The following is a 19440-nucleotide window of genomic DNA, read 5'->3' on the forward strand; positions in this document are numbered from 1 at the left end:
CTATAAAGACCTGAGAGAATGAACAATTCTTTCGGGTCTTTTTTCCGTAAAATTTACCTAAATTTAATTTGTTCAATAGTAGTCTAAATGATACACTTAATAAGTACACTATTTTGTCATTATTCAATATACTTTTCTGATGATAGAATAGTAAAAACTAAGGGAAAAGGAAGGTGCTCTATGTCTAGTAAATACTTTAAAGCAACTGCAACTGCTATGCTTTTATTAAGCACAGTGGCGATTACACCGGTTCTTGCTGCTGAAACACCAATCGCTGCTACAGGAGATTTTTCACTGACCGTCCTTCACACAAACGATACGCATGCCAATCTTCAAACAACGGCTGAACGCGCGGCACTTGTCAAAAAACTGAAAGAAGACCATCCTTATAATGTTCTGCTCGATGCAGGCGATGTCTTCTCTGGTACGCTCTATTTCAACGAATTTCAGGGACAAGCCGATCTTGCCGTTATGAATTATCTTGGCTATGATGCTATGACATTTGGTAACCACGAATTTGACCTTGGTTTATCACCAGAAGGCCACAAAGCACTAGCAGATTTCGTCAAAGGGGCAAAATTCCCGTTTGTTAGTTCGAATGTTGATTTCTCTGCTGATAGTCTTTTCGACGGTTTACAATCTAGAACAGTCGCAGCTGATGCTAAAGACGGCAACATCTACAATGGAATTATTAAAGAAATCAATGGAGAGAAAGTTGGTATCTTTGGTTTAACAACTGAAGAAACTGTTGCTATTGCGAGCCCTGAAAAAATAACATTTACAAATTATATCGTAGAAGCAAAAGCGGCTGTTGCTGCATTTGAAGAAGCAGGGGTCAACAAAATTATTGCCCTTACGCATATTGGCTATGATGACTCTGATAAGATTGATAATGATTTATTATTAGCAAAAAATGTACCAGGCATTGATATTATTGTTGGCGGTCATACGCATGTCAAATTAGATGAGCCAGTTGTGTTAAACAAAGATACTGAGCCTGTCATCATTGTCCAAGCAAATGAGTATAACAAATTCCTCGGACAATTGGATGTTACATTCGATGAAAAAGGGGTTATTAAAGATTATAACGGCGTTCTTCATGCTGTTGGTGGTGAAAATGCGGCAGTAGATGCCGAGGCAGCTGAACTACTGAAGCCGTTTACTGCCCAAGTAAATGCAACAACTGAAAAACAAATTGGCGCAACAGCAAATGTTTTCCTAAGTGGTTTACGCGATATGAGCCAGGACAGCAAAGCACTTATTGGTGGCGTCCGTTCCGGTGAAACCAATCTTGGAAATTTGATTACTGATGGCATGTTGAAAAAGTCAAAAGAAATCGACCCAGAAACAGTTATTGCATTCCAAAATGGTGGTGGAATTCGTACAAACATTTCACAAGGACCGATTACATACGGCCAAGTTTTGTCAGTACTACCATTCGGTAACCCGCTCGCTATCATTGAGCTAAGCGGCGCTGAGCTAAAAGAAACTTTCGAACACGCTGTTAAAGAATATCCAAAAGAATCTGGTGGCTTCCTTCATGTTTCAGGTATGCAAGTTATTTTTGACGGTGAAGCAGAAGCTGGAAAACGCATCATCTCTTTAAAAATTGACGGACAAGAGATTGAGTCAGGCAAAATGTACAAGGCAGCTACAAATGTCTTTACAGCAAGAGGCGGCGATGGCTTTGAAGCACTTGGTAAAGCTTACGCGGAAGGCCGTGCGAGCGAGCCTGGCTTCTCTGACTGGGAAAACCTTGCAGACCATTTAAAATCCATTGGCACAATCAATACAGAAATTGAAGGACGTATTCTTGCAAAAGTTCCTTTTACTGATCTTGCTTATGATAATGAGTCATATAAATACGTTTCAGACCTTTATTACCGCGGTGTTGTCCAAGGAACTGACACAACATTTGCACCACAAAAAGAAATGACACGCGCACAAGCTGCATCTTGGATTGTCCGTGCCCTTGACTTAAAGGCTAGCGGCACTGCACCATTCAGTGATATCGGTGATTATGCAGTGGATACACAAGCTGAGATTGCTGCTGCTTATGAAAACGGTCTAGTAAAAGGCGTGGATGGCAAGTTCAACCCTAGCGCAAACGTCACGCGTGCACAATTTGCATTAATGCTTGAACGTGCTTTCACAGCGTATACAGGTGAGGCCTACAAAGCGTCTACAACTGCGCCATATAATGATTTCGGTAACTATGATGCAGAAGCAATCAATGCTATTTCTATGCTTCACGAACTTGGCATTGCATCAGGTTCAGATGGTAAATTTATGCCTGCTCTATCCACTTCACGTGAACAAGCGGCCAAAATTGTATCGAACTTCATTTACAACATTAAACAAGTGAAGAAAGCCCAGTAATGGCTAACAAAAAGCGTTCCTTCTCCTTTATTGGAGTGGAACGCTTTTGTTTATTCACCAGGAAGGAACACCTACATGCTTAGTTACCCAGCCTTCACCGTAGATTGCAGCAGGCTCGGCATTTTTTAATGGCAAAACGACAAACCTTTTTTTATCATCCTTCTTCACAACAGTCGGATAAAATTGAGGCTCAGCAATTTCTATAAAGCTTTGCCCAGCCACCTCCATCTTGGTAACGGAAACTCTCGCAATGCCTCCAATATTTGTCGAATCGAACTGTTGGGCAGAATAGAAATTGCCAAGCGAATAAAATACTTTCGCCTTCCCTACCTCATCATATTTTTGCAAGACATGAGGATGATGGCCAAAAATGATATCCGCTCCTGCATCTGCAACGAACTGAGCTAGCTCTTCTTGTTTCTTTGAAGGAATCAATTTATATTCGTTCCCCCAATGCATAGATACAACGACCACATCCACGAACTTCGACAAATGACCAATCTCCTGTTGCATTCGATCATGGTCTATTAGGGAGACTAAGTATTCCTTCCCCCGTGGGACTCTGTTACCATTCATTCCATACGTATAGCCCAAAACGCCAATCCGAATACCATCAATGTCCATAATCCGATTGGTCCCCCGATCTTCAATAGATGTGTACGCGCCCACATAGGGCATATCATACTCCTTCATATGTCCAATCGCTTTCCGTAGTCCTGCCTCCTTGCGGTCGATTGTGTGATTATTGGCAATCGATACCATATCGACACCGTTCGCTTTCAAATCTCGAATGATATGCTTGGGACTGTTAAAGCTCGGATACCCTGTCAATCCAAGCTCCTTTCCCCCTGGCATTGACTCTTGGTTGGCCAATAAAAAATCAATACCTGTCAGCTGATCTTTCACACCGGCAAACGCAAAATCATAATTATCATACGTAAAAAGAGGGTGGTGTAGAAGGATGTCACCAATCATTCCAATGGTAATCGTAGTAGAATGAGTTTCAAAATTCAGTGCTGTTGGATTAGCCCGCTTCACAAAATTAGCCGGCGCTTTCATCACCGCAGGCTGCTTCTCAACCAAACTACTTACCCCATAAGCAATAAAGCCCCAGCCACCAATGATGAAAATAATCATACACGTATAGACAATCGTTCTTTTCAATAAGCTATCTCCAGTCATGCTACAGTCATATTTGGTACATAATTCATTATAGACCAATAGTTAGGTAAAATGAAGCTAGTATGCATCTACTAAAAAAACAGCGAACGACTGCATCATTAGACGCCGTGTCCGCTGTTCTTCTAGCTGTTTTACACTCTAAAATGGTTCATTTCCGTTTGAAGATCATCCGCTAGCCTTGCCAACGCTTGGGCGCTTGCAGAAATTTCCTCAGTTACGGCAAGCTGTTCTTCCGTTGCCGCACTTGTATCACCGGCGGAAGCTGCTGCTGCACTACTCAATTGTTGGATTTCATTGGCACCATGACTTACTTCATCAGCCATCGCTTGGATTTCCTCAATTGCAGCAGACACTGTTTCAACTTTCGTTGTCACATCACCAACCGCATGCTGTATTTTGTCAAATACTTGGCGTGATTGTTCAGTTGCTGCTATTCCATCATCCACACGCTCACTGCCTGCGGATATGGACGTCACAGCCCGTTTCGATGCATTTTGGATCATCTCTACCATCGCTTCAATTTCAGAGGCAGATGCTTTCGATTGCTCAGCCAGTCTTCGCACTTCCTCCGCTACAACTGCGAATCCTTTACCGTATTCCCCTGCTCGTGCAGCTTCGATGGCGGCATTAAGTGCCAGCAAATTAGTCTGGTCAGAAATATCGGTAATCAGTGATGTTACTTTCTGTATCTCATCTGAATGACGCGCCATCTCCTCCATAATTCCAGAAGACTCTTGGATTGTCAGATGGATCGTTGACATCTGTTCCGACATTTTTCCAACAACACTTGAACCCGTTGTCACTAGATTCGACATCGTTTCTGTCGCATACAGCATCTCTTCATTATTATTGGCAATTTCAGCAACACCTAATGACAACTCTTCCATTGAAGACGTCGATTGTCCGATAATCCTCTGCTGCTGCTCACTACCCAACAGCTGATTTTCAGCAGTTTTCGCCACTAATTCTGATGAGGCCATGCTCTCCTCTGAACTGGCCGACAGCTCATCTGATTGGACCGCTAATTGACTAGCAGTTACATTAATTTTACGGACCATATTTGCAACATCAGTCCCCATTTTGTTAAATGCTGCGGCCATGTCGCCGATTTCATCTTTATTTTTAACAACTAGTAGGTCAATCGTTAAGTTACCATCTGCAATTTCATTCAATCCTTCTGTAACAATACGGACAGGACGTGAAATGCTTCGGGCGATGAACATAGAAATAGCAAAACCTGCGATGGATGCAAACGCCACCATCCCAATGATGAAAATAGTTGTGCCAAACATATAGCCCTCTAACTCATCACGCGTATGATTGAGCTCCTCAAACTGGTTCGCTTTAATGATTTCTGCATTTTCTAGTATGATAGCACCCACTGATGCGGTTGCCCGTCCAAGCTCCGTCGCTTTACGTTCTTTGCCATCTTGGACACTTTTAACGATATCATTTTGTAAGTTTACATATTTTACTCGCGCTACTTCCATCTCTTCCAATAAAATTTGATGTTCCTCTGATTGAAATAGTTCAGACAATTCTTTCACGAGCTCATCAGACCGACTAGTCTGTTCAGCGCCTTCATCTAAATACGAAATATCCTTGAACAACATATACCCGCGTACATTACTTTGAATTTCATTATGCTTTAAGATGAATTCATCTATCAATTCTACTTTCTTGACACGATCATCCAATAAAAATTTATACTCTTTATCGATAGTGATTGTTGCCCATAAACTCATAGCACCGACAATCACCAGCAACCCTAATATTGTTCCAAAGCCTAACCATAACTTTTTCGCAACAGAAAACCTCATGTCTTTCCCCCTCACTGTCTTTCAGCCTATAAAAAAGGCAGGTTCTATCTAAGGACAATAGCATTACTTTCATTCTAACATGGAAGATTGATAATATTCTACTCACTTCCATGTTTTCGGAATAATAAGAACTCCCTTTCCTCAAAATATGAATATGCATTTATTTTTTGCGTACAATGAGGAGAGAAGCTTTTCAATGAAGGAGACGACACGTGAACAACTCTAAAAGGTGGATTCTACTAGGCGGAATAGTCGCGCTACTGATTGCCCTCCCCGCCATTTGGCTTACCATATTTTATAAAGAAGTAGTCGACACCATAGCCGTCATGCATGAGCCAATTGAGCGGGAAGTTTCAGAAAAACGGATAGAGCAAGTGATTTTTCAAGAATTAGACCCTTTCTCTGTCCTGCTATTAGGGGTGGATGAGCGAGAAGGTGATCAAGGGCGCTCAGATACAATCGTTGTCATGACAGTCAATCCAACCGTGCAATCGACAAAAATAGTCAGTATTCCACGGGATACACAGGCTGAATTGATTGGGCACAATAAGAAGGATAAAATCAACCATGCCTATGCGTTCGGTGGGACTGCCATGGCGGTCACATCCATCGAAACGTTACTTGGTATCCCCATCGATTATGTTGCAACAATCAATATGGAGGGGTTTGAAAGTATCATTGATGCTGTCGGTGGTATTTCGGTGACGAACGAGTTTGATTTTCAAGTAGATGATTTCGTATTTCCTGAAGGTACTATTCAACTAGATGGATCATCTGCCCTCACTTATGTGCAGATGAGATATGAGGATCCCCGCGGTGATTTTGGTAGGCAGGATCGGCAAAAACAAATTATCGAAGGCGTTTTACGTAAAGGTGCTTCCCTATCAGGACTGATGAACTATAAAAATGTATTTCATGCATTAGGCCGCAACATTCGGACAAACATGACATTTGATGAAATGGTCGATGTTCAAAAAAATTACCGCAGCGCTTTAAGTAAAGTTGAGCGGCTCCATTTTCAAAATGGCAATGGTCAAATGATAGATGGCATTTGGTATTATGTGATGGATAAGGATGAATTGTTGGGGATAACAGATGAGCTGAAGAGGCATTTGGAGATGTAAAGAGATTACTTAGTCGAGCGTGGTGAACTTTAATGATTACACGTATGTAAAAAAGTGCGAAGGGGAAAATTTCTTTCCCTCCGCACTTTTCCTTATTTCTTCGTTTTATTAGCAATTTCCATCGCACGGTTTGTGCCTTCAGCTGCTTGGTCTAGCACTTCTTGTGGGGCTTTCCCTTGATATAGGTCTTCCAAAGCAGTAACAATTTGCTGCCTGGATTCCGGGAAGACCGAAATGAGTGCGCCTTGTGTGGCAAGACCTGGCACAGTGTCTTGTAACTGATCTACCGTCACTTTAAATTGAGGGAATTCTTCCCACTTAGCCTTTACGTTTTCTTCATCATACGCTTTCGGGTTTATGGCAAAATAGCCCGTATCGAGATGCCATTTCGCCTGGACTTCCGGAGTCGTCAAATATTTCATGAACTCCCATGCCGCTTGCTGTTCGTTTTCAGCAATTCCTTTGGACATCCACAGCGATGCTCCGCCAATGACAACGCCGTTCCGTTGTACTTCATCCGCATGTGGAATATAAGCAACACCGACATCAAATGGTGCGGTATTGATAGCACCGGCAACACCTGCCGAGGAATCCATATACATGGCTACTTTTTCAGACGCAAACGCAGCACGGATATCATCCCAGTTTGTTCCGAAGTTACCAAACGTACCGGCTTTGTTCATCGTATCTAAAAAATTAAAGACATTCAGTCCTTCCGCACCGTTAAAAAGTGCTTCTGTTGCATCACCGGAGCGCCCATTGTCTTCATTGACATACAAGCCGCCTTGTGTCGCAACGAGCTGCTCAAAAAACCAACCATATGTCAGCATGGAAAACCCGTACATGTCATCCGTTTTTAATTTCGCTGCCGCATCAATGACTTCGGCAAATGTTTCCGGTGCTTTTTCAGGATCAAGTCCTGCCGCCTTGAACGCATCTGTGTTGTAAATCATTACCGGCGTCGATGAGTTAAACGGCATCGAATATAATTCACCGTCGACTTTATAGTAGTTCAAAATATTTTCTTCTAGTTGAGACAAATCATAGTTTTCTTTGTCGATGAACGATTGCATTGGCTCGATATATCCACTATCAATCATATATTTCGTCCCGACCTCGAAAACTTGTGTAATAGCTGGAGCGTCCTTCGTACCACCAACACCGCGTAGCTTTGTCAGTGATTCTTCGTAAGTACCCTGGAATTCTGCAACAACTTCATAGCTATCTTGCGACTCATTGAAACCTTTGACGATTGCATCCAGTGACTCCTGCCCAGAGCCTGACATAGCATGCCAGAATTCAATGGACACTTTTTCTTCTTCCTTGACAGCCTCTTGTTCTGTAGGCGTTTCAGATACTTCCGGTGAATCCTCTTTCTTCTCACTATCACTATTCGTACATGCAGTGAGAACGAGCAAACTTAACATGAGCATCCAAAAGAACGGCAACTTTACTATACTTTTCATCCTACAATGCACCTCTTTTTCATAGTAGTCAGCATTATTTCAATGCCCCTTGGGATAACCCTTTTTGCAATTGTTTTTGCCCGATAAATAACAATATCAACGTTGGAATAATTACTACAATAACGCCGGCCATAACCACCCCCCATTCTGTCCCGGTTTCTTGCGATTGCAATTGCTTGAGGCCGATTTGAACGGTTCGGACAGACTTATCCGTTGTAATGAGCAATGGCCATAAATACATATTCCATGTCGTCAGAAAGCCGTAAGCTCCCAACGTGACAAGGCTCGTTTTTGATACTGGCAACACAACACGCCGAAAAAAAGCAAACCTGCTGAGTCCCGCGATTTGTGAAGCTTCATGTAACTCCTTTGGAATGATTTTAAAATGCTGTCGTAGCAAAAATGTTCCAAATGCCAATGCGAAAAACGGCAAGGTCAACCCTTGATACGTATTGAGCCAATCTAATTTTTGGATTGTGAATTTATTCGGAATCATCGTTGCTTCCCATGGAATCATCATCGTTGAGATGAATAAGAAAAAAATGAATTCGCGCCCTTTGAATTTAAGAAAAACAAATGCATAAGCGGCCATACTACATACCACAAGCTGACCAAGCATAACGCCAATTGACACAATGAGACTGTTCAATAAGTAACTGAGCAGCGGTAAGCGTTCAAATACTCTTATATAATTATCGAGATTAAAAGATTGCGGCAAAAACTTTCCTTGTAATAGTTCTGGACCCGTCATAAATGAAATAAGAAATGCAAACAACACAGGAAAAAACACACAAAATGATGTCACGATTAACAAAAAATACAGCCAGATTTTTTGTGGAAGGCTCGTCGTCATTGGTAATGAACCCTCCTTTCCCCAAGTTTAAATTGTAAAATCGTCACAACCAAAATAATGATAAATAGAATCACTGCCTGCGCACTCGCAGTCCCAAACTGATAGTTAATAAATGCTTCACGGTAAATCGAATACACAATGAGATTCGTTGAGGCAGAAGGACCACCTTGCGTTAAAATATCAATTTGTCCGAATGATTGAAATGCATTGATAAGGGAAATAGTGATGATGAAAAACAGTGTTGGCGACAACAGCGGTAGTGTAATCCTGCGTAACCGATAACTATAACCCGCTCCATCAATCCGAGAACTTTCATACAAATGTTCGTCAATGTTTTGCAAGCCACCTAACAATATAAGGAACGAGAATCCTATATTCATCCAAATCGTTGAAATCGATACGGATAATAACGCCCATTGCGGATCAAGCAGCCACTGAATTTGTGGTAAATCTAACACGCTAAGTAATCGATTGAACATGCCTATGCTTGGATTAAACATGAATAACCAGATGACCGATGAGGCTGCGACAGAAATTCCCATTGTTGACGAATAGATTGTCCGGAAAAAACCGATTCCCCGTAGTTTCTCATTTGCTAGTAACGCGAAAAAGAGGGCAAGGATAATACTGATTGGTACGGTATAAAGTACAAACAACCCCGTTGCTCTCATACTGTTTCGAAATGCAGAAGATTCCAATAAGTAGGCATAGTTTTCCAATCCCACAAAAATGGCGGCATCGCCTGCCTGGTCGGTTAAGAAGAAGCTCAAATAGATTGTCCTGAACATTGGATAGAACACAAATACTGAGAACAGAATAATTGAAGGCAGTAAATAAAGAATCGCGGTCCGACCATTGAAAGACCTTTTCCAAATACCGGGCTTGTCGCCGCTTTTCATAACAACACCTCTTTATCGAAAACAAAGTTCCTAAGGTCCGTCGGCTTTTTAAGTAAAGTACCTGTTCCCTCCTCAAAAATACAGATAGATCCCGAATCTATCAGGATAGGAATCGAGTCTCCACTATTGATATGCCATTGTCCACTCCATTTAGCTTGCCATTCATCGGTGCCAAGATTGAAAGTAAAGACTGTCTCATTGCCTAATACTTCAACATTCGTCACGTCCACATAAAACTTAGCTTGTTCTGGTGTATCTTTTGACGCTGGTTGTAAGTATTCTGGGCGAACACCTACAATCAGTTGATGTTTTGGAATATCTTCCATACCTTTTGACGGCATTGGTAACCGCAATACATCGCCAATGACAATTTCAGACGTTTTTTCATCCATATGGGCTTTCGCCAAATTCATAGGCGGAGAACCGATGAATGTTGCAACGAACGGATTCGCTGGATTATTATAAATATCAATCGGCTTCCCAATTTGTTGGATTTTTCCTTCATGAAGGATCATGATTCGGTCCCCCATTGTCATCGCTTCAACTTGGTCATGCGTCACATAAATCATCGTGATGCCGAGATTGCGCTGAATGCGTCTAATCTCCATTCGCATATGCGCACGTAATTTTGCGTCAAGATTAGAAAGCGGCTCATCCATTAAACAAATTGGCGCCTCACTGACAATCGCTCGCGCCAGTGCCACACGTTGCCGCTGCCCTCCTGATAATTCCCGAGGCTTCCGTTTCAAATAATCTGTTAGTCCCAACATCTTCGCTACTTCTGCGGCTCTTTGTTGCTGAACAGCTTTTTTCACCTTTTTCACATCAAGTCCAAATGTAATATTTTGCTGCACCGTCAAATGCGGATAGAGCGCATAGTTTTGGAATACCATTGACAGATCCCGCTTATCCGGCGGCAAATGATTAGCAGTCTGTCCTCCAATCGTAAGCGTGCCGCTTGTGATTTGCTCCAACCCAGCGATCATACGGAGCATCGTACTTTTCCCGCAGCCAGAAGGCCCGACAAGTACAAAAAACTCGCCTGGTTCAATCGTGACGTTTATATTAGAAATAACATCGACTTGCTTATCGTATGACTTCGATAGATTGATAAGTTCCACTTTTTTCACGAATTCAATTCCCTTCCACTTAAATAATCTAATTTGGGTTCACGAATTTCTTAGTCATAAATTCGATTCTTGCGTAATATCTTTCAACAGTATACAATCAACCATTTCCTTGAAATCGCTTTATTTACAATTATTAATAATTTTTTTACATAAAACTCATGTTAGAAGGTATGAAGGAATGAAAAAAATACTGTTACTCACTTTCCTCCTAATCATGTCTGGATGTACACAGCCATCCGTACAACGAGCACCGTTACCAACTGATGACCTTCTTGTCATCGCACATCGCGGGGCATCTGCTTATGCACCTGATCACACACTTGCTGCCTATGAATTAGCCGTACAAATGGGTTCAGATTATATCGAGCTAGACCTACAGCTGACAAAAGACGGGAAACTTGTAGCCTTTCATGATACCGTCGTGTCATTCCCGACGGTTGACCGGGCCATCATGGATATTACGTTCGATGAGCTGAAGCTATATACTCTGGGGGAAGAATTTAACGCAGAGAATCCTAAGTACGCCTCAGTTGCATATGAAGATTTACGTGTAATTGGATTGGATGAAATCATTCGTCATTTTGGCCATACAGTCAACTATTATATTGAAATAAAATCACCCAGCTCCTATCCAGGTATAGAAACAGAATTACTTCGTCAACTTCGAGCGCATGGTCTACTTAGCTCGGAGAATGACATGCCGAAAGTCGTTATCCAATCGTTTGATGCGGACAGTTTAAAAAAAGTATTTGATAGGGAACCTACCATTCCGCTTATTAAGTTATACACATTTAACAAAACTGCTCACCTATCAAAAAAAGAACTACGTGATCTTAGTAACTACGCTTCCGGCATTGGTATCGATGGAAAAACTGTAACTAAAAAATTCGTCGATGCTATGCATAAAGAAGGATTGGATGTCCATGCTTTTACAGTCAACGATGAAGAAATGATGCGTACACTTATGATTCACGGCGTCGATGGCATATTTACAGACAACCCAGATATCGCCGTTCGCTTAAGAGACGAAAAAAGCAGCATGGATGCCAACTAATATCCATGCTGCTTTATCTATCCTTATGCTGTGCAGGCTTCTCTAAGTACCGTTTTGTAATTTTTTCATCCGCTCACAACAAAAAACAGTCCCGAAAGTAATCATTCATCACTTTGGGGACTGCTATATTTTATAGGTCATTCAATTACTTATCCTTTGTTCGAGCTTAAAAGTCTGCCTTTTTAGACCTTCTACTTCTATCAATTACGCCTCGGCGTAATTGCGTCCAGATTTTGAATTGCGCTTGCGCAATTAACTCCCTTCAAAATCTGTGACATCCGCCGGAGGCTTAACTTGAATCAGCAGGGAGTTTGAACTCCCTCTAATTGAAATGCTCTTCTGGCATTCATCCCGCCACTTATAGAAGTGGGGGACTTCTGCTGAATCAAGTTAAACAATAAATTGACATCTGCTTGCGTATCAACAATCTTCTCACGCATTTCTTGACGTATAGCCGTAAAGTTTTCAGTCTTTAATGTAGCACTATGGCGGGTATCTTTAATTTCAACTTGCCCCTGTTCTAGTTGCTCCAAACGTTGATCTACGCCATCAAAGCGCTGGTCTACAGCATCAAAACGCTTGTCCACTTGTTCAAACTTATCATCCATTACATCAAAACGCCTGTCCACTTGTTCAAACTTATTATTGACTTCTTGTCGAAATCCCTGAAGCTCCGTCATCACTTGTTTAAGCAATTTTTCCATCTATGCACACCTTCCTTCACGTTATCATCTTCCTTTTAACTACAAGCCTCCTTCCATATCAAATAAGCCGCACAATCCATTGACTGGTCCATGCGGCTTATTGTCGATAGCTAAATTGAATCTGTCCACCATTTTTTAATTGGGCAACTTTCGGCAAATCTGCTTTGACGACCGTACCAATTGTCGCGTAACCGCCTGTCGTTTGGGCGTCGGCCATCAGAATAATCGGCTGCCCATTCGATGGCACTTGCACCGTGCCGAATTGAGTCGCTTCGCTGACAATATCTCCACTGTTGATGAATTCTAGTGCAGGGCCATTAAAGAAATAACCCATTCGATCTCCGCCACGATACGTGTAAGTCGCCTGCAAAAAACGTTCAATGCTCGCTTGTTTAAATAAATCTAAATGCGGACTCTTGAACAATTCAACTGTGATGTCTTGCGCATAATCTGGGATTTTGTCCAAGCGTATTCCACGATTCAATCGCTGCTGCGGTAAGCGATTGGCATATAGAACTACATCTTTTTTAATCGATTCACCAATCAACCCTCTCGGATAACTCGAACTACTTCCCAAAACGATTGGCACTGCTAATCCACCTTCTGGAATGAGATAGGCAATCGCGCCATTCAACGGTTTTGTGAATGAAATGAGCTGCCCTTGCCGAATCATAAACGTTTTCCACAATGGCGCGACCTCGCCCCCTTCTATCACTGCACCTAAATCAGCTCCCGTAATAATGATTCGATGATCGGTTAGTACTTCCACTGTTAATCCACCTAAAAAGAGTTCTAGCGCATTGCCATTCTCTTCGTTCCCCATAATTTTCTGCCCAAGTTGGAAAGCCTGTTGATCCATCGGTCCAGCGACAGGCATGCCGAAACGACGATAGCCAAATCGGCCACGATCTTGAATAGAGGCATAAACACCGGCTTTGACGACCCGAAATAATGGAATCATATTGCTGTACCGAGCGAACAAATACGGACGCCCGCTGTTTCTAGGGCTTGGCGCATCTGTTTGACATACTTTGCTACATCTCTGCCATCACCATGAAAGCACAATGTATCAGCCTCTATTGCAATTGTAGTGCCTGCTATCGTTTGCACACGTCCGTGAAGCACGATGTCCATCACTTGCTGCTCAATTTCTTCGTATGTATGCAGAACAGCCGTCGGCAATAGGCGTGAGCACAACCTGCCATCCTCGCCATAACGCCGATCAGCAAATGCCTCCCCTGCTGTTTGTAATCCAATTCTTTTCCCAGCGTTCAACAATTCACTGTGACAAAGTCCAAAGAGATGCGCCTCTGGTACCGAATCATAAACAGCCTCGGCAATGGCTTCAGCAACCCCCAAATCGATTGCCGCTGTATTATAAAGGGCCCCGTGCGGCTTAACATGCGTCACTGCCACGTCTTGAATCGCACAAAATTGCTTCAAAGCACCAATTTGATAAACAACGGCATTATAAATTTCACGAGGTGGCATCGCCATCGCCCTTCTCCCAAATCCTTGGATATCCGGATATCCAGGATGCGCACCAATGGAGACATTATGGTTGACCGCCATCTCCACCGTTTGGCGCATGACATTAAAATCACCCGCATGAAATCCGCATGCAATATTAGCCGATGTAATATTAGCCGATGTAATGGAGGCAAACAGTGCCGCGTCTTCCCCAATTGTAAAGGAACCATAGCTTTCTCCAACATCTGCATTTAAATCGATTCGCATCTTGTATCACTCCTTTACAAACTGTTGAATCCTAGTAGAGTCTTTCTTTAACTCTTCTTTCATTTCATGATAAACATCCATCGAGATGGCACGAAAAAACAACTGATCGCCTGCATGAATGAGAAATGGATCCGCACGTTGCAGGCTGTAAAGGTCGAGTGGCGTTCGTCCAATGATATTCCATCCGCCTGGCGATTCAATCGGATAGATGCCTGTTTGTGTCCCCCCAATCCCAACAGTTCCTTTCGGCACACGTAAGCGTGGTTGTGCCAATCGTGGCACATGTAACGAGGTTGGTAAGTCGCCTAAATACGGAAAACCCGGCAAAAAGCCAATCATATACACCGTATAAGATGTCCCCGTATGTAGGGCAATGACTTCGCCCCGTGTCAATCCCGTATGTGTCATAACCCTTGGCAGGTCTTCACTAAATCGTTCATCATAGCACACAGGAACGTCTATGAATCGCGTCTTGACCATTACTTCACAATCCGTTTCCTCCAGCCATTTCACACGCAATTCTTCTAGCAGTTTACATGAATCAACAATCTTTTTCCTATAAAATACTGTGACAGTATTCATACTTGGCACAACCTCTTCGAGAAAAGAACCATGATAGCTTTCAATAAAGGAGCAAAATTGTCGAATATCCTGATGAGAAGACGCCTTGAAATCAAACCGAATCGATTGTTCACTTATCACCATGGCAGACGGCATAAATCTATGATTAAGCTTCATCGGCAGCTAACACTCCGATACATACAGCAACACCCTTTTTCAAATCTTCATGTGACCAGCTCGGAATTCGTCCATGTTGGATAGCCAATTCATGCGAAGCCGGAATATGGAGAAAGCCAGACTTCATCGTCGGACGTTGTGTTGCCGCATAATGCAATGCCTCGTACATGACGTTGTTGCATAAATAAGTACCCGCTGTATCCGAAATTTCGGCAGGCAATCCTGCCTCTAGTAACCCATTCACCATTGCACGAACGGGCAATGTCGATAGATAACCCGCTTGCCCCTCCGCCTGAATGACTTCATCAACTGGCTTATGGCCGTTATTATCCGGCTCACCATCTTTGACATTAATAGCAATTCGCTCGGGTGTCATTTTGTAGCGTCCACCTGCTAATCCTAGTGATAGAACAGCATCTGGTTGAAGCTTTGCAATAGACTTGAGAATTTGTTCCCCAGAAGATTGAAAATCTACTGTCAACACTTCACTATGGATTTTATAGTTACCGATTATTGTGCCGTGAAGTTCTTCTACAATTTTCATCGTCGGATTGACGGTGTACGTTAAAAAGGGTTCAAACCCTGTAAGTAAAAGTGTTTTCATGATGGATGACCTACTTTCTTATAACTAGTGCTTTTAGTGTACCGACTATCAAATAATTTCACAATACTCCCTCTATTAAATTTAGTAAATCCCCTACGCACTCCAATGAGCCGTAAGGGATTTACGAGTTACATTACAGTTTCAAAATACGTCACACTTTTCTTCGTCTCACCAACTACACGCTCCGACCAATTCGTTTCAATGAAGATTTCCATCAGTTTTTCATGCTGACCACCATACTGAGCTGCCCATTCCAGAGCGATTACTGCTTCATAGAGCAGTGCCATTTCGTGCATTAATGCTTTGGCTTCAATCGTTTGTTGATTAGGATCTAGCCTCGCAAACGTTGCAAGATCTATTGCCAATTTTTCAGCTTCACCAACTACTCGCTTGCGCCAGTCAGTATCAGGAACAGCATCGAGCCTCGTCGTCATTTCATCCATAAATAAGGTATGTGCACTGAATTTATTGACCAGCCGAATGAGTTCTAGCCCTAGAATATTGGCTGTTCCTTCCCATACGGTTAGCACTTGTGCATCGCGCAGCAGCCTTGGCGTAACAAAATCCTCGATGTAACCATTGCCGCCGTGCATCTCAATCGCTTCATGAGAATAATGAATAGCTTGCTCCGCTGTTTCTTTTTTCAAGAGTGCAATTTTTAAACGGTTCAACACAATTTCCTCGTCTGAAGCCTTACCAGCAGTTACTTTGTCGTATAGCTGAATCAAATCAAATGTGGTAGCTAGCTCGATTTCTAGCTTTGCCTTCATCGTTGCTAGACTTTCACGAATCATCGGAAAGTCCGTTAATTTTTTACCGAACGCATTGCGTCTATCTGCATACATGGACGCCTCATTGAACGCACGGCGCATGATGCCAAGGGACGCAATAGCGTTGCAAATACGCGATAAGTTCAATGCTTCCATCATGTAATAGAAGCCTCGTGATGGATCACCTACAACATAGGCCAGCGCACCATCGAATTCTACTTCTCCAGATGGTACCGCTTTGACGCCAAGCTTATCTTTCAGTCTACGAATCTGGATGCCATTTAACGAACCATCCTCTTGTCGCCAAGGCACTGCAAATAAACTCAAACCACGCGAGCCTTCCGGGGCCCCTTCCATCCGCGCAAGAACCATCGCAACACCCGCCATACCAGCATTGGACGCAAAATATTTTTCACCATATAGGCGATAATTATCACCAGCTGCCACCGCTTTTACAACATTAGCCCCAACATCAGATCCGCCTTGCCTTTCCGTTAGAAAGGTCGCCCCTTCAAATAATTCCACGTCCCCCGTTGCACAAACATGCGGCAGAAACCTCTTTTTCACTTCATCACTGGCATAATGATCAAGTAAATAGGCCGTTGCTTGCGTCAATGTCACCGGACAATGGAATCCGGGCTCTGCCTGTGACAATAAATAGCCTTGCGCAAAACTGTATACATAGTTCCCCTTATGACCTAATTCAGGTATCTCTTTATGCACATACCCGACAATCCCTGTGCGGTACGTTTCCTCCACCGTTTTCTTATAGCCTTCATTGACCCAGACTTGCGATACATCATCACCATATTTATCATATTTTTCTAAGCGAGGTTGCCCTTCCCGATCTGTATGTCTAGCACGCTCATCAATTTCATTGGCAGCTAAAGCCCCAAAACTCATTAATTGCTGCTGCGCATAAGTGTAAAATTCTGGTGATAAAGATTTCTTCAATATCATTTGGAGTGTACGATCATATTCAAAAAAGTTCTTTTCTAGTTCGCTATCAATCCGTTGTTGTAGTACCATGATTATCCCTCTTTCTCAGTGGTTGCTTGAGTATTTTTCCAGATGCATTCCGCGGCAATGCATCGACTTGTTCGTACAGACGTGGAACCTTATAATGCGCCAATTGCTCCTCGGCAAACTTTTTGACCTCTTCCGGATTTAACTGTTCACTTGCCGCAAAATACGCTTTCACAGTCTCACCCCACTCTGGATGTGGCACACCGACAACCGCCACCTCACTGATGGACGGATGAGTAACTAGAATGTCCTCCACTTCCTTCGGATAAATATTAACCCCACCAGAAATGATTAAATCCTTCTTACGATCAACAATCCAAATGTAACCATCCTCATCGACTCTCGCCAAATCGCCTGTTTTCAACCAGTCCCCGGTATATGTTTCTGCTGTTGCTTGCTCATTTTTATAGTAACCAATCATATTGCCTTCCCCGCGCAATAGAATTTCACCGACTTCACCAGACTGAATAGCTTCACCAGCAGCATTTGCCACCATGATTTCGGCATGAAGAGCCGCCCTCTTTCCAATACTTCCAGCCTTCGTCGCATGCTCACTTCCAGTCAATAAAGTTCCGTTTGGTCCTGCTTCTGTAAGCCCATAAACACAAACTAAATTATCTGTTTGAAAAGCGTGCTGAACAAATTCAACTTCCGTTTTCGATAAAGGAGCTCCTCCGTAGATCCACCACTCCATTGAGGACAAATCGGCAGTTGCCATTTTCGGATGCTTCGCCGTCAATAAATAAGCAACAGGCGCTCCAAAGAAATGTGTCGTTTTCTCCTGTTCAACCATATCGATTAGCAAATCAGGTGTAAATGTCGGTGTTAACACACTCGTCGCCCCTACAATAAGACCCGCCATAAATAACAGATGGAGTGGAGCAGAATGGCTAAGCGGCATCATAATTAGTAGGCGACTTTCAGGTTTCATTTCCATCTCTACACAAATCATTTGCGCAACCGTTAGGATATTTTTATAACTAAACAAAACGCCCTTTGGCTTGCCTGTCGTCCCCGATGTATATAATATTGTCGACTCAGCAAACTCTGGTAAATTACAGTCAATTGGTGTACCATCCTCTGTCAATATCGCGTCAAAACTAGTCCAGCCTTTATGCACTCCCCCTGTTTTGATTAACAGCAATTTGCTGCTCAACTCTTTGACAGCTTCAAACAATAAGTCGTGGACAATGAGCGCTTTAGCTCCGGAATCATCTAGCACATAGTCGATTTCCGTAAGTGTCATCCGAGCATTAATAGGCACAATAATAGCCCCTAGACGCTGCACAGCAAAATAAGCAATCGCGAATTCCGGAACGTTTGGCATATAAAGAACAACCCTATCCCCTTGCCCAATCTCAAGACGCTGTAATCCATGTGCAAACTGGTTCACTAATCTATCCAACTCTTGATACGTATGGCGTTTCCCCATTCCTACAACCGCTTCCGTCTGTGGATATTTTCTTGCATTGCGTGCCACCAATTGTGAACTATTCATTTCCCTACTCCCCCTTTAGGTCGTTTAACTTGTTCGCGAAGCCAGCAAGAAGCTGTTCCATTTCCGCTTTCATATCCGTCAGCTCTTGAATCTTTGCTTCTATTTGGTCAACTTTTTCATGACCAAATTCAATGGTGCGCTCCAATTGCTTACGCCCCGTGCGGTCTTTATCGAACAGCAAAATCATTTCCTTGATTTCATCCAACGTGAAACCATAACGTTTGCCACGAAGGATGAGCCGCAATTTTACAATTTCTGCTTTCGAATAAATTCGCTTGTTGCCCTTCGTTCGATCTGGTTGTAACAACCCAAGCTCTTCGTAATAACGAATGGTACGCGTTGATACCCCATATATCCTTGCAACCTCACTAATATCCTTGATAGCTGCCTCCCCCTTTAGATATATTTGAATATTCAACCTTGTTATTAGTTTAGCATTGACGCTAACGTTAAGGT

17 protein-coding genes are annotated in these 19440 nt (G+C 42.8%); 3 read left to right on the forward strand and 14 right to left on the reverse strand.

All coding sequences use genetic code 11. From position 1 onward, the window contains the following. Positions 1 to 180: 180 nt before the first annotated feature. Positions 181 to 2379, forward strand: coding sequence for a 5'-nucleotidase C-terminal domain-containing protein (locus N1I80_RS17325; protein ID WP_340739085.1), 2199 nt, complete (start codon positions 181 to 183; stop codon positions 2377 to 2379). A 54-nt stretch (positions 2380 to 2433) separates the two neighbouring features. On the opposite strand, the gene N1I80_RS17330 is transcribed toward N1I80_RS17325, so the two are convergent. Continuing rightward, positions 2434 to 3543 carry a CapA family protein gene (locus N1I80_RS17330; protein ID WP_340739086.1) on the reverse strand — a complete coding sequence of 370 codons (1110 nt, stop codon included), beginning with the start codon at positions 3541 to 3543 and terminating at the stop codon, positions 2434 to 2436. 149 nt (positions 3544 to 3692) lie between these two features. Then, positions 3693 to 5381, reverse strand: a complete 1689-nt coding sequence (locus tag N1I80_RS17335; protein ID WP_340739087.1) for a methyl-accepting chemotaxis protein — start codon at positions 5379 to 5381, stop codon at positions 3693 to 3695. A 212-nt stretch (positions 5382 to 5593) separates the two neighbouring features. Between N1I80_RS17335 and N1I80_RS17340 the strand changes: the two genes are divergently transcribed. Continuing rightward, positions 5594 to 6505, forward strand: coding sequence for an LCP family glycopolymer transferase (locus N1I80_RS17340; RefSeq protein ID WP_340739088.1), 912 nt, complete (start codon positions 5594 to 5596; stop codon positions 6503 to 6505). Positions 6506 to 6597: 92 nt separating this feature from the next. Here N1I80_RS17340 and N1I80_RS17345 read toward each other — a convergent pair whose 3' ends face one another. The 4 genes from N1I80_RS17345 to N1I80_RS17360 are packed head-to-tail and all read right to left on the reverse strand — an operon-like array spanning position 6598 to position 10853. Next, positions 6598 to 7971 (reverse strand): ABC transporter substrate-binding protein, encoded by a 1374-nt coding sequence (locus N1I80_RS17345; RefSeq protein WP_340739089.1) that lies wholly within the window; start codon positions 7969 to 7971, stop codon positions 6598 to 6600. Positions 7972 to 8005: 34 nt separating this feature from the next. Further along, positions 8006 to 8824, reverse strand: a complete 819-nt coding sequence (locus N1I80_RS17350; RefSeq protein WP_340739090.1) for a carbohydrate ABC transporter permease — start codon at positions 8822 to 8824, stop codon at positions 8006 to 8008. Then, on the reverse strand, positions 8821 to 9723 hold the full coding sequence (locus N1I80_RS17355) for a carbohydrate ABC transporter permease (protein ID WP_340739091.1): 903 nt from the start codon (positions 9721 to 9723) through the stop codon (positions 8821 to 8823). The genes N1I80_RS17350 and N1I80_RS17355 overlap by 4 nt, the downstream gene beginning before the upstream one ends. Continuing rightward, a complete protein-coding gene (locus N1I80_RS17360) occupies positions 9720 to 10853 on the reverse strand; it encodes an ABC transporter ATP-binding protein (protein WP_340739092.1) in 1134 nt (377 codons plus the stop codon). Before N1I80_RS17360 ends, N1I80_RS17355 begins: the two co-directional genes overlap by 4 nt. A 178-nt stretch (positions 10854 to 11031) precedes the next feature. Here N1I80_RS17360 and N1I80_RS17365 point away from each other — a divergent pair, with 178 nt between their 5' ends. Further along, on the forward strand, positions 11032 to 11907 hold the full coding sequence (locus tag N1I80_RS17365) for a glycerophosphodiester phosphodiesterase family protein (protein WP_340739093.1): 876 nt from the start codon (positions 11032 to 11034) through the stop codon (positions 11905 to 11907). A gap of 299 nt (positions 11908 to 12206) precedes the next feature. Here the strand turns inward: N1I80_RS17365 and N1I80_RS17370 are convergent, their stop codons facing one another. The 8 genes from N1I80_RS17370 to N1I80_RS17405 form a co-directional block, all read right to left on the reverse strand. Beyond that, positions 12207 to 12611, reverse strand: coding sequence for a hypothetical protein (locus N1I80_RS17370; RefSeq protein WP_340739094.1), 405 nt, complete (start codon positions 12609 to 12611; stop codon positions 12207 to 12209). 97 nt (positions 12612 to 12708) lie between these two features. After that, the gene (locus N1I80_RS17375) at positions 12709 to 13572 is read right to left on the reverse strand and encodes a 5-oxoprolinase subunit C family protein (RefSeq protein ID WP_340739095.1); all 864 of its coding nucleotides are present in this window, start codon (positions 13570 to 13572) and stop codon (positions 12709 to 12711) included. Beyond that, a complete protein-coding gene (locus N1I80_RS17380; RefSeq protein WP_340739096.1) occupies positions 13569 to 14348 on the reverse strand; it encodes a LamB/YcsF family protein in 780 nt (259 codons plus the stop codon). The genes N1I80_RS17375 and N1I80_RS17380 overlap by 4 nt, the downstream gene beginning before the upstream one ends. A gap of 6 nt (positions 14349 to 14354) precedes the next feature. Further along, positions 14355 to 15086 carry a 5-oxoprolinase subunit PxpB gene (pxpB, locus tag N1I80_RS17385; RefSeq protein WP_340739097.1) on the reverse strand — a complete coding sequence of 244 codons (732 nt, stop codon included), beginning with the start codon at positions 15084 to 15086 and terminating at the stop codon, positions 14355 to 14357. Next, entirely contained in the window at positions 15076 to 15690 is a 615-nt protein-coding gene (gene pcp / locus N1I80_RS17390) for a pyroglutamyl-peptidase I (RefSeq protein ID WP_340739098.1), read from the reverse strand. Before pcp ends, pxpB begins: the two co-directional genes overlap by 11 nt. 128 nt (positions 15691 to 15818) lie before the next feature. Beyond that, positions 15819 to 17489 (reverse strand): acyl-CoA dehydrogenase family protein, encoded by a 1671-nt coding sequence (locus N1I80_RS17395; RefSeq protein ID WP_340739099.1) that lies wholly within the window; start codon positions 17487 to 17489, stop codon positions 15819 to 15821. Further along, positions 17467 to 18984: a class I adenylate-forming enzyme family protein gene (locus N1I80_RS17400; RefSeq protein WP_340739100.1), complete on the reverse strand. Its 1518-nt coding sequence runs from the start codon at positions 18982 to 18984 to the stop codon at positions 17467 to 17469. Before N1I80_RS17400 ends, N1I80_RS17395 begins: the two co-directional genes overlap by 23 nt. Before the next feature lie 4 nt (positions 18985 to 18988). Further along, entirely contained in the window at positions 18989 to 19402 is a 414-nt protein-coding gene (locus tag N1I80_RS17405) for a MerR family transcriptional regulator (RefSeq protein WP_340739101.1), read from the reverse strand. Positions 19403 to 19440 lie beyond the last annotated feature (38 nt).

The organism is Sporosarcina sp. FSL K6-3457, from assembly GCF_038007285.1.
GTDB lineage: Bacteria > Bacillota > Bacilli > Bacillales_A > Planococcaceae > Sporosarcina.

Excerpts from the sequence above, each read along its gene's own strand:
- N1I80_RS17325 (WP_340739085.1), top strand. The coding sequence starts at position 181 with ATGTCTAGTAAATACTTTAAAGCAACTGCAACTGCTATGCTTTTATTA.
- N1I80_RS17335 (WP_340739087.1), bottom strand. The coding sequence starts at position 5,381 with ATGAGGTTTTCTGTTGCGAAAAAGTTATGGTTAGGCTTTGGAACAATA.
- N1I80_RS17345 (WP_340739089.1), bottom strand. The coding sequence starts at position 7,971 with ATGAAAAGTATAGTAAAGTTGCCGTTCTTTTGGATGCTCATGTTAAGT.
- N1I80_RS17350 (WP_340739090.1), bottom strand. The coding sequence starts at position 8,824 with ATGACGACGAGCCTTCCACAAAAAATCTGGCTGTATTTTTTGTTAATC.
- N1I80_RS17355 (WP_340739091.1), bottom strand. The coding sequence starts at position 9,723 with ATGAAAAGCGGCGACAAGCCCGGTATTTGGAAAAGGTCTTTCAATGGT.
- N1I80_RS17365 (WP_340739093.1), top strand. The coding sequence starts at position 11,032 with ATGAAAAAAATACTGTTACTCACTTTCCTCCTAATCATGTCTGGATGT.
- N1I80_RS17370 (WP_340739094.1), bottom strand. The coding sequence starts at position 12,611 with ATGGAAAAATTGCTTAAACAAGTGATGACGGAGCTTCAGGGATTTCGA.
- N1I80_RS17375 (WP_340739095.1), bottom strand. The coding sequence starts at position 13,572 with ATGATTCCATTATTTCGGGTCGTCAAAGCCGGTGTTTATGCCTCTATT.
- N1I80_RS17380 (WP_340739096.1), bottom strand. The coding sequence starts at position 14,348 with ATGCGAATCGATTTAAATGCAGATGTTGGAGAAAGCTATGGTTCCTTT.
- pxpB (WP_340739097.1), bottom strand. The coding sequence starts at position 15,086 with ATGAAGCTTAATCATAGATTTATGCCGTCTGCCATGGTGATAAGTGAA.
- pcp (WP_340739098.1), bottom strand. The coding sequence starts at position 15,690 with ATGAAAACACTTTTACTTACAGGGTTTGAACCCTTTTTAACGTACACC.
- N1I80_RS17395 (WP_340739099.1), bottom strand. The coding sequence starts at position 17,489 with ATGGTACTACAACAACGGATTGATAGCGAACTAGAAAAGAACTTTTTT.
- N1I80_RS17400 (WP_340739100.1), bottom strand. The coding sequence starts at position 18,984 with ATGAATAGTTCACAATTGGTGGCACGCAATGCAAGAAAATATCCACAG.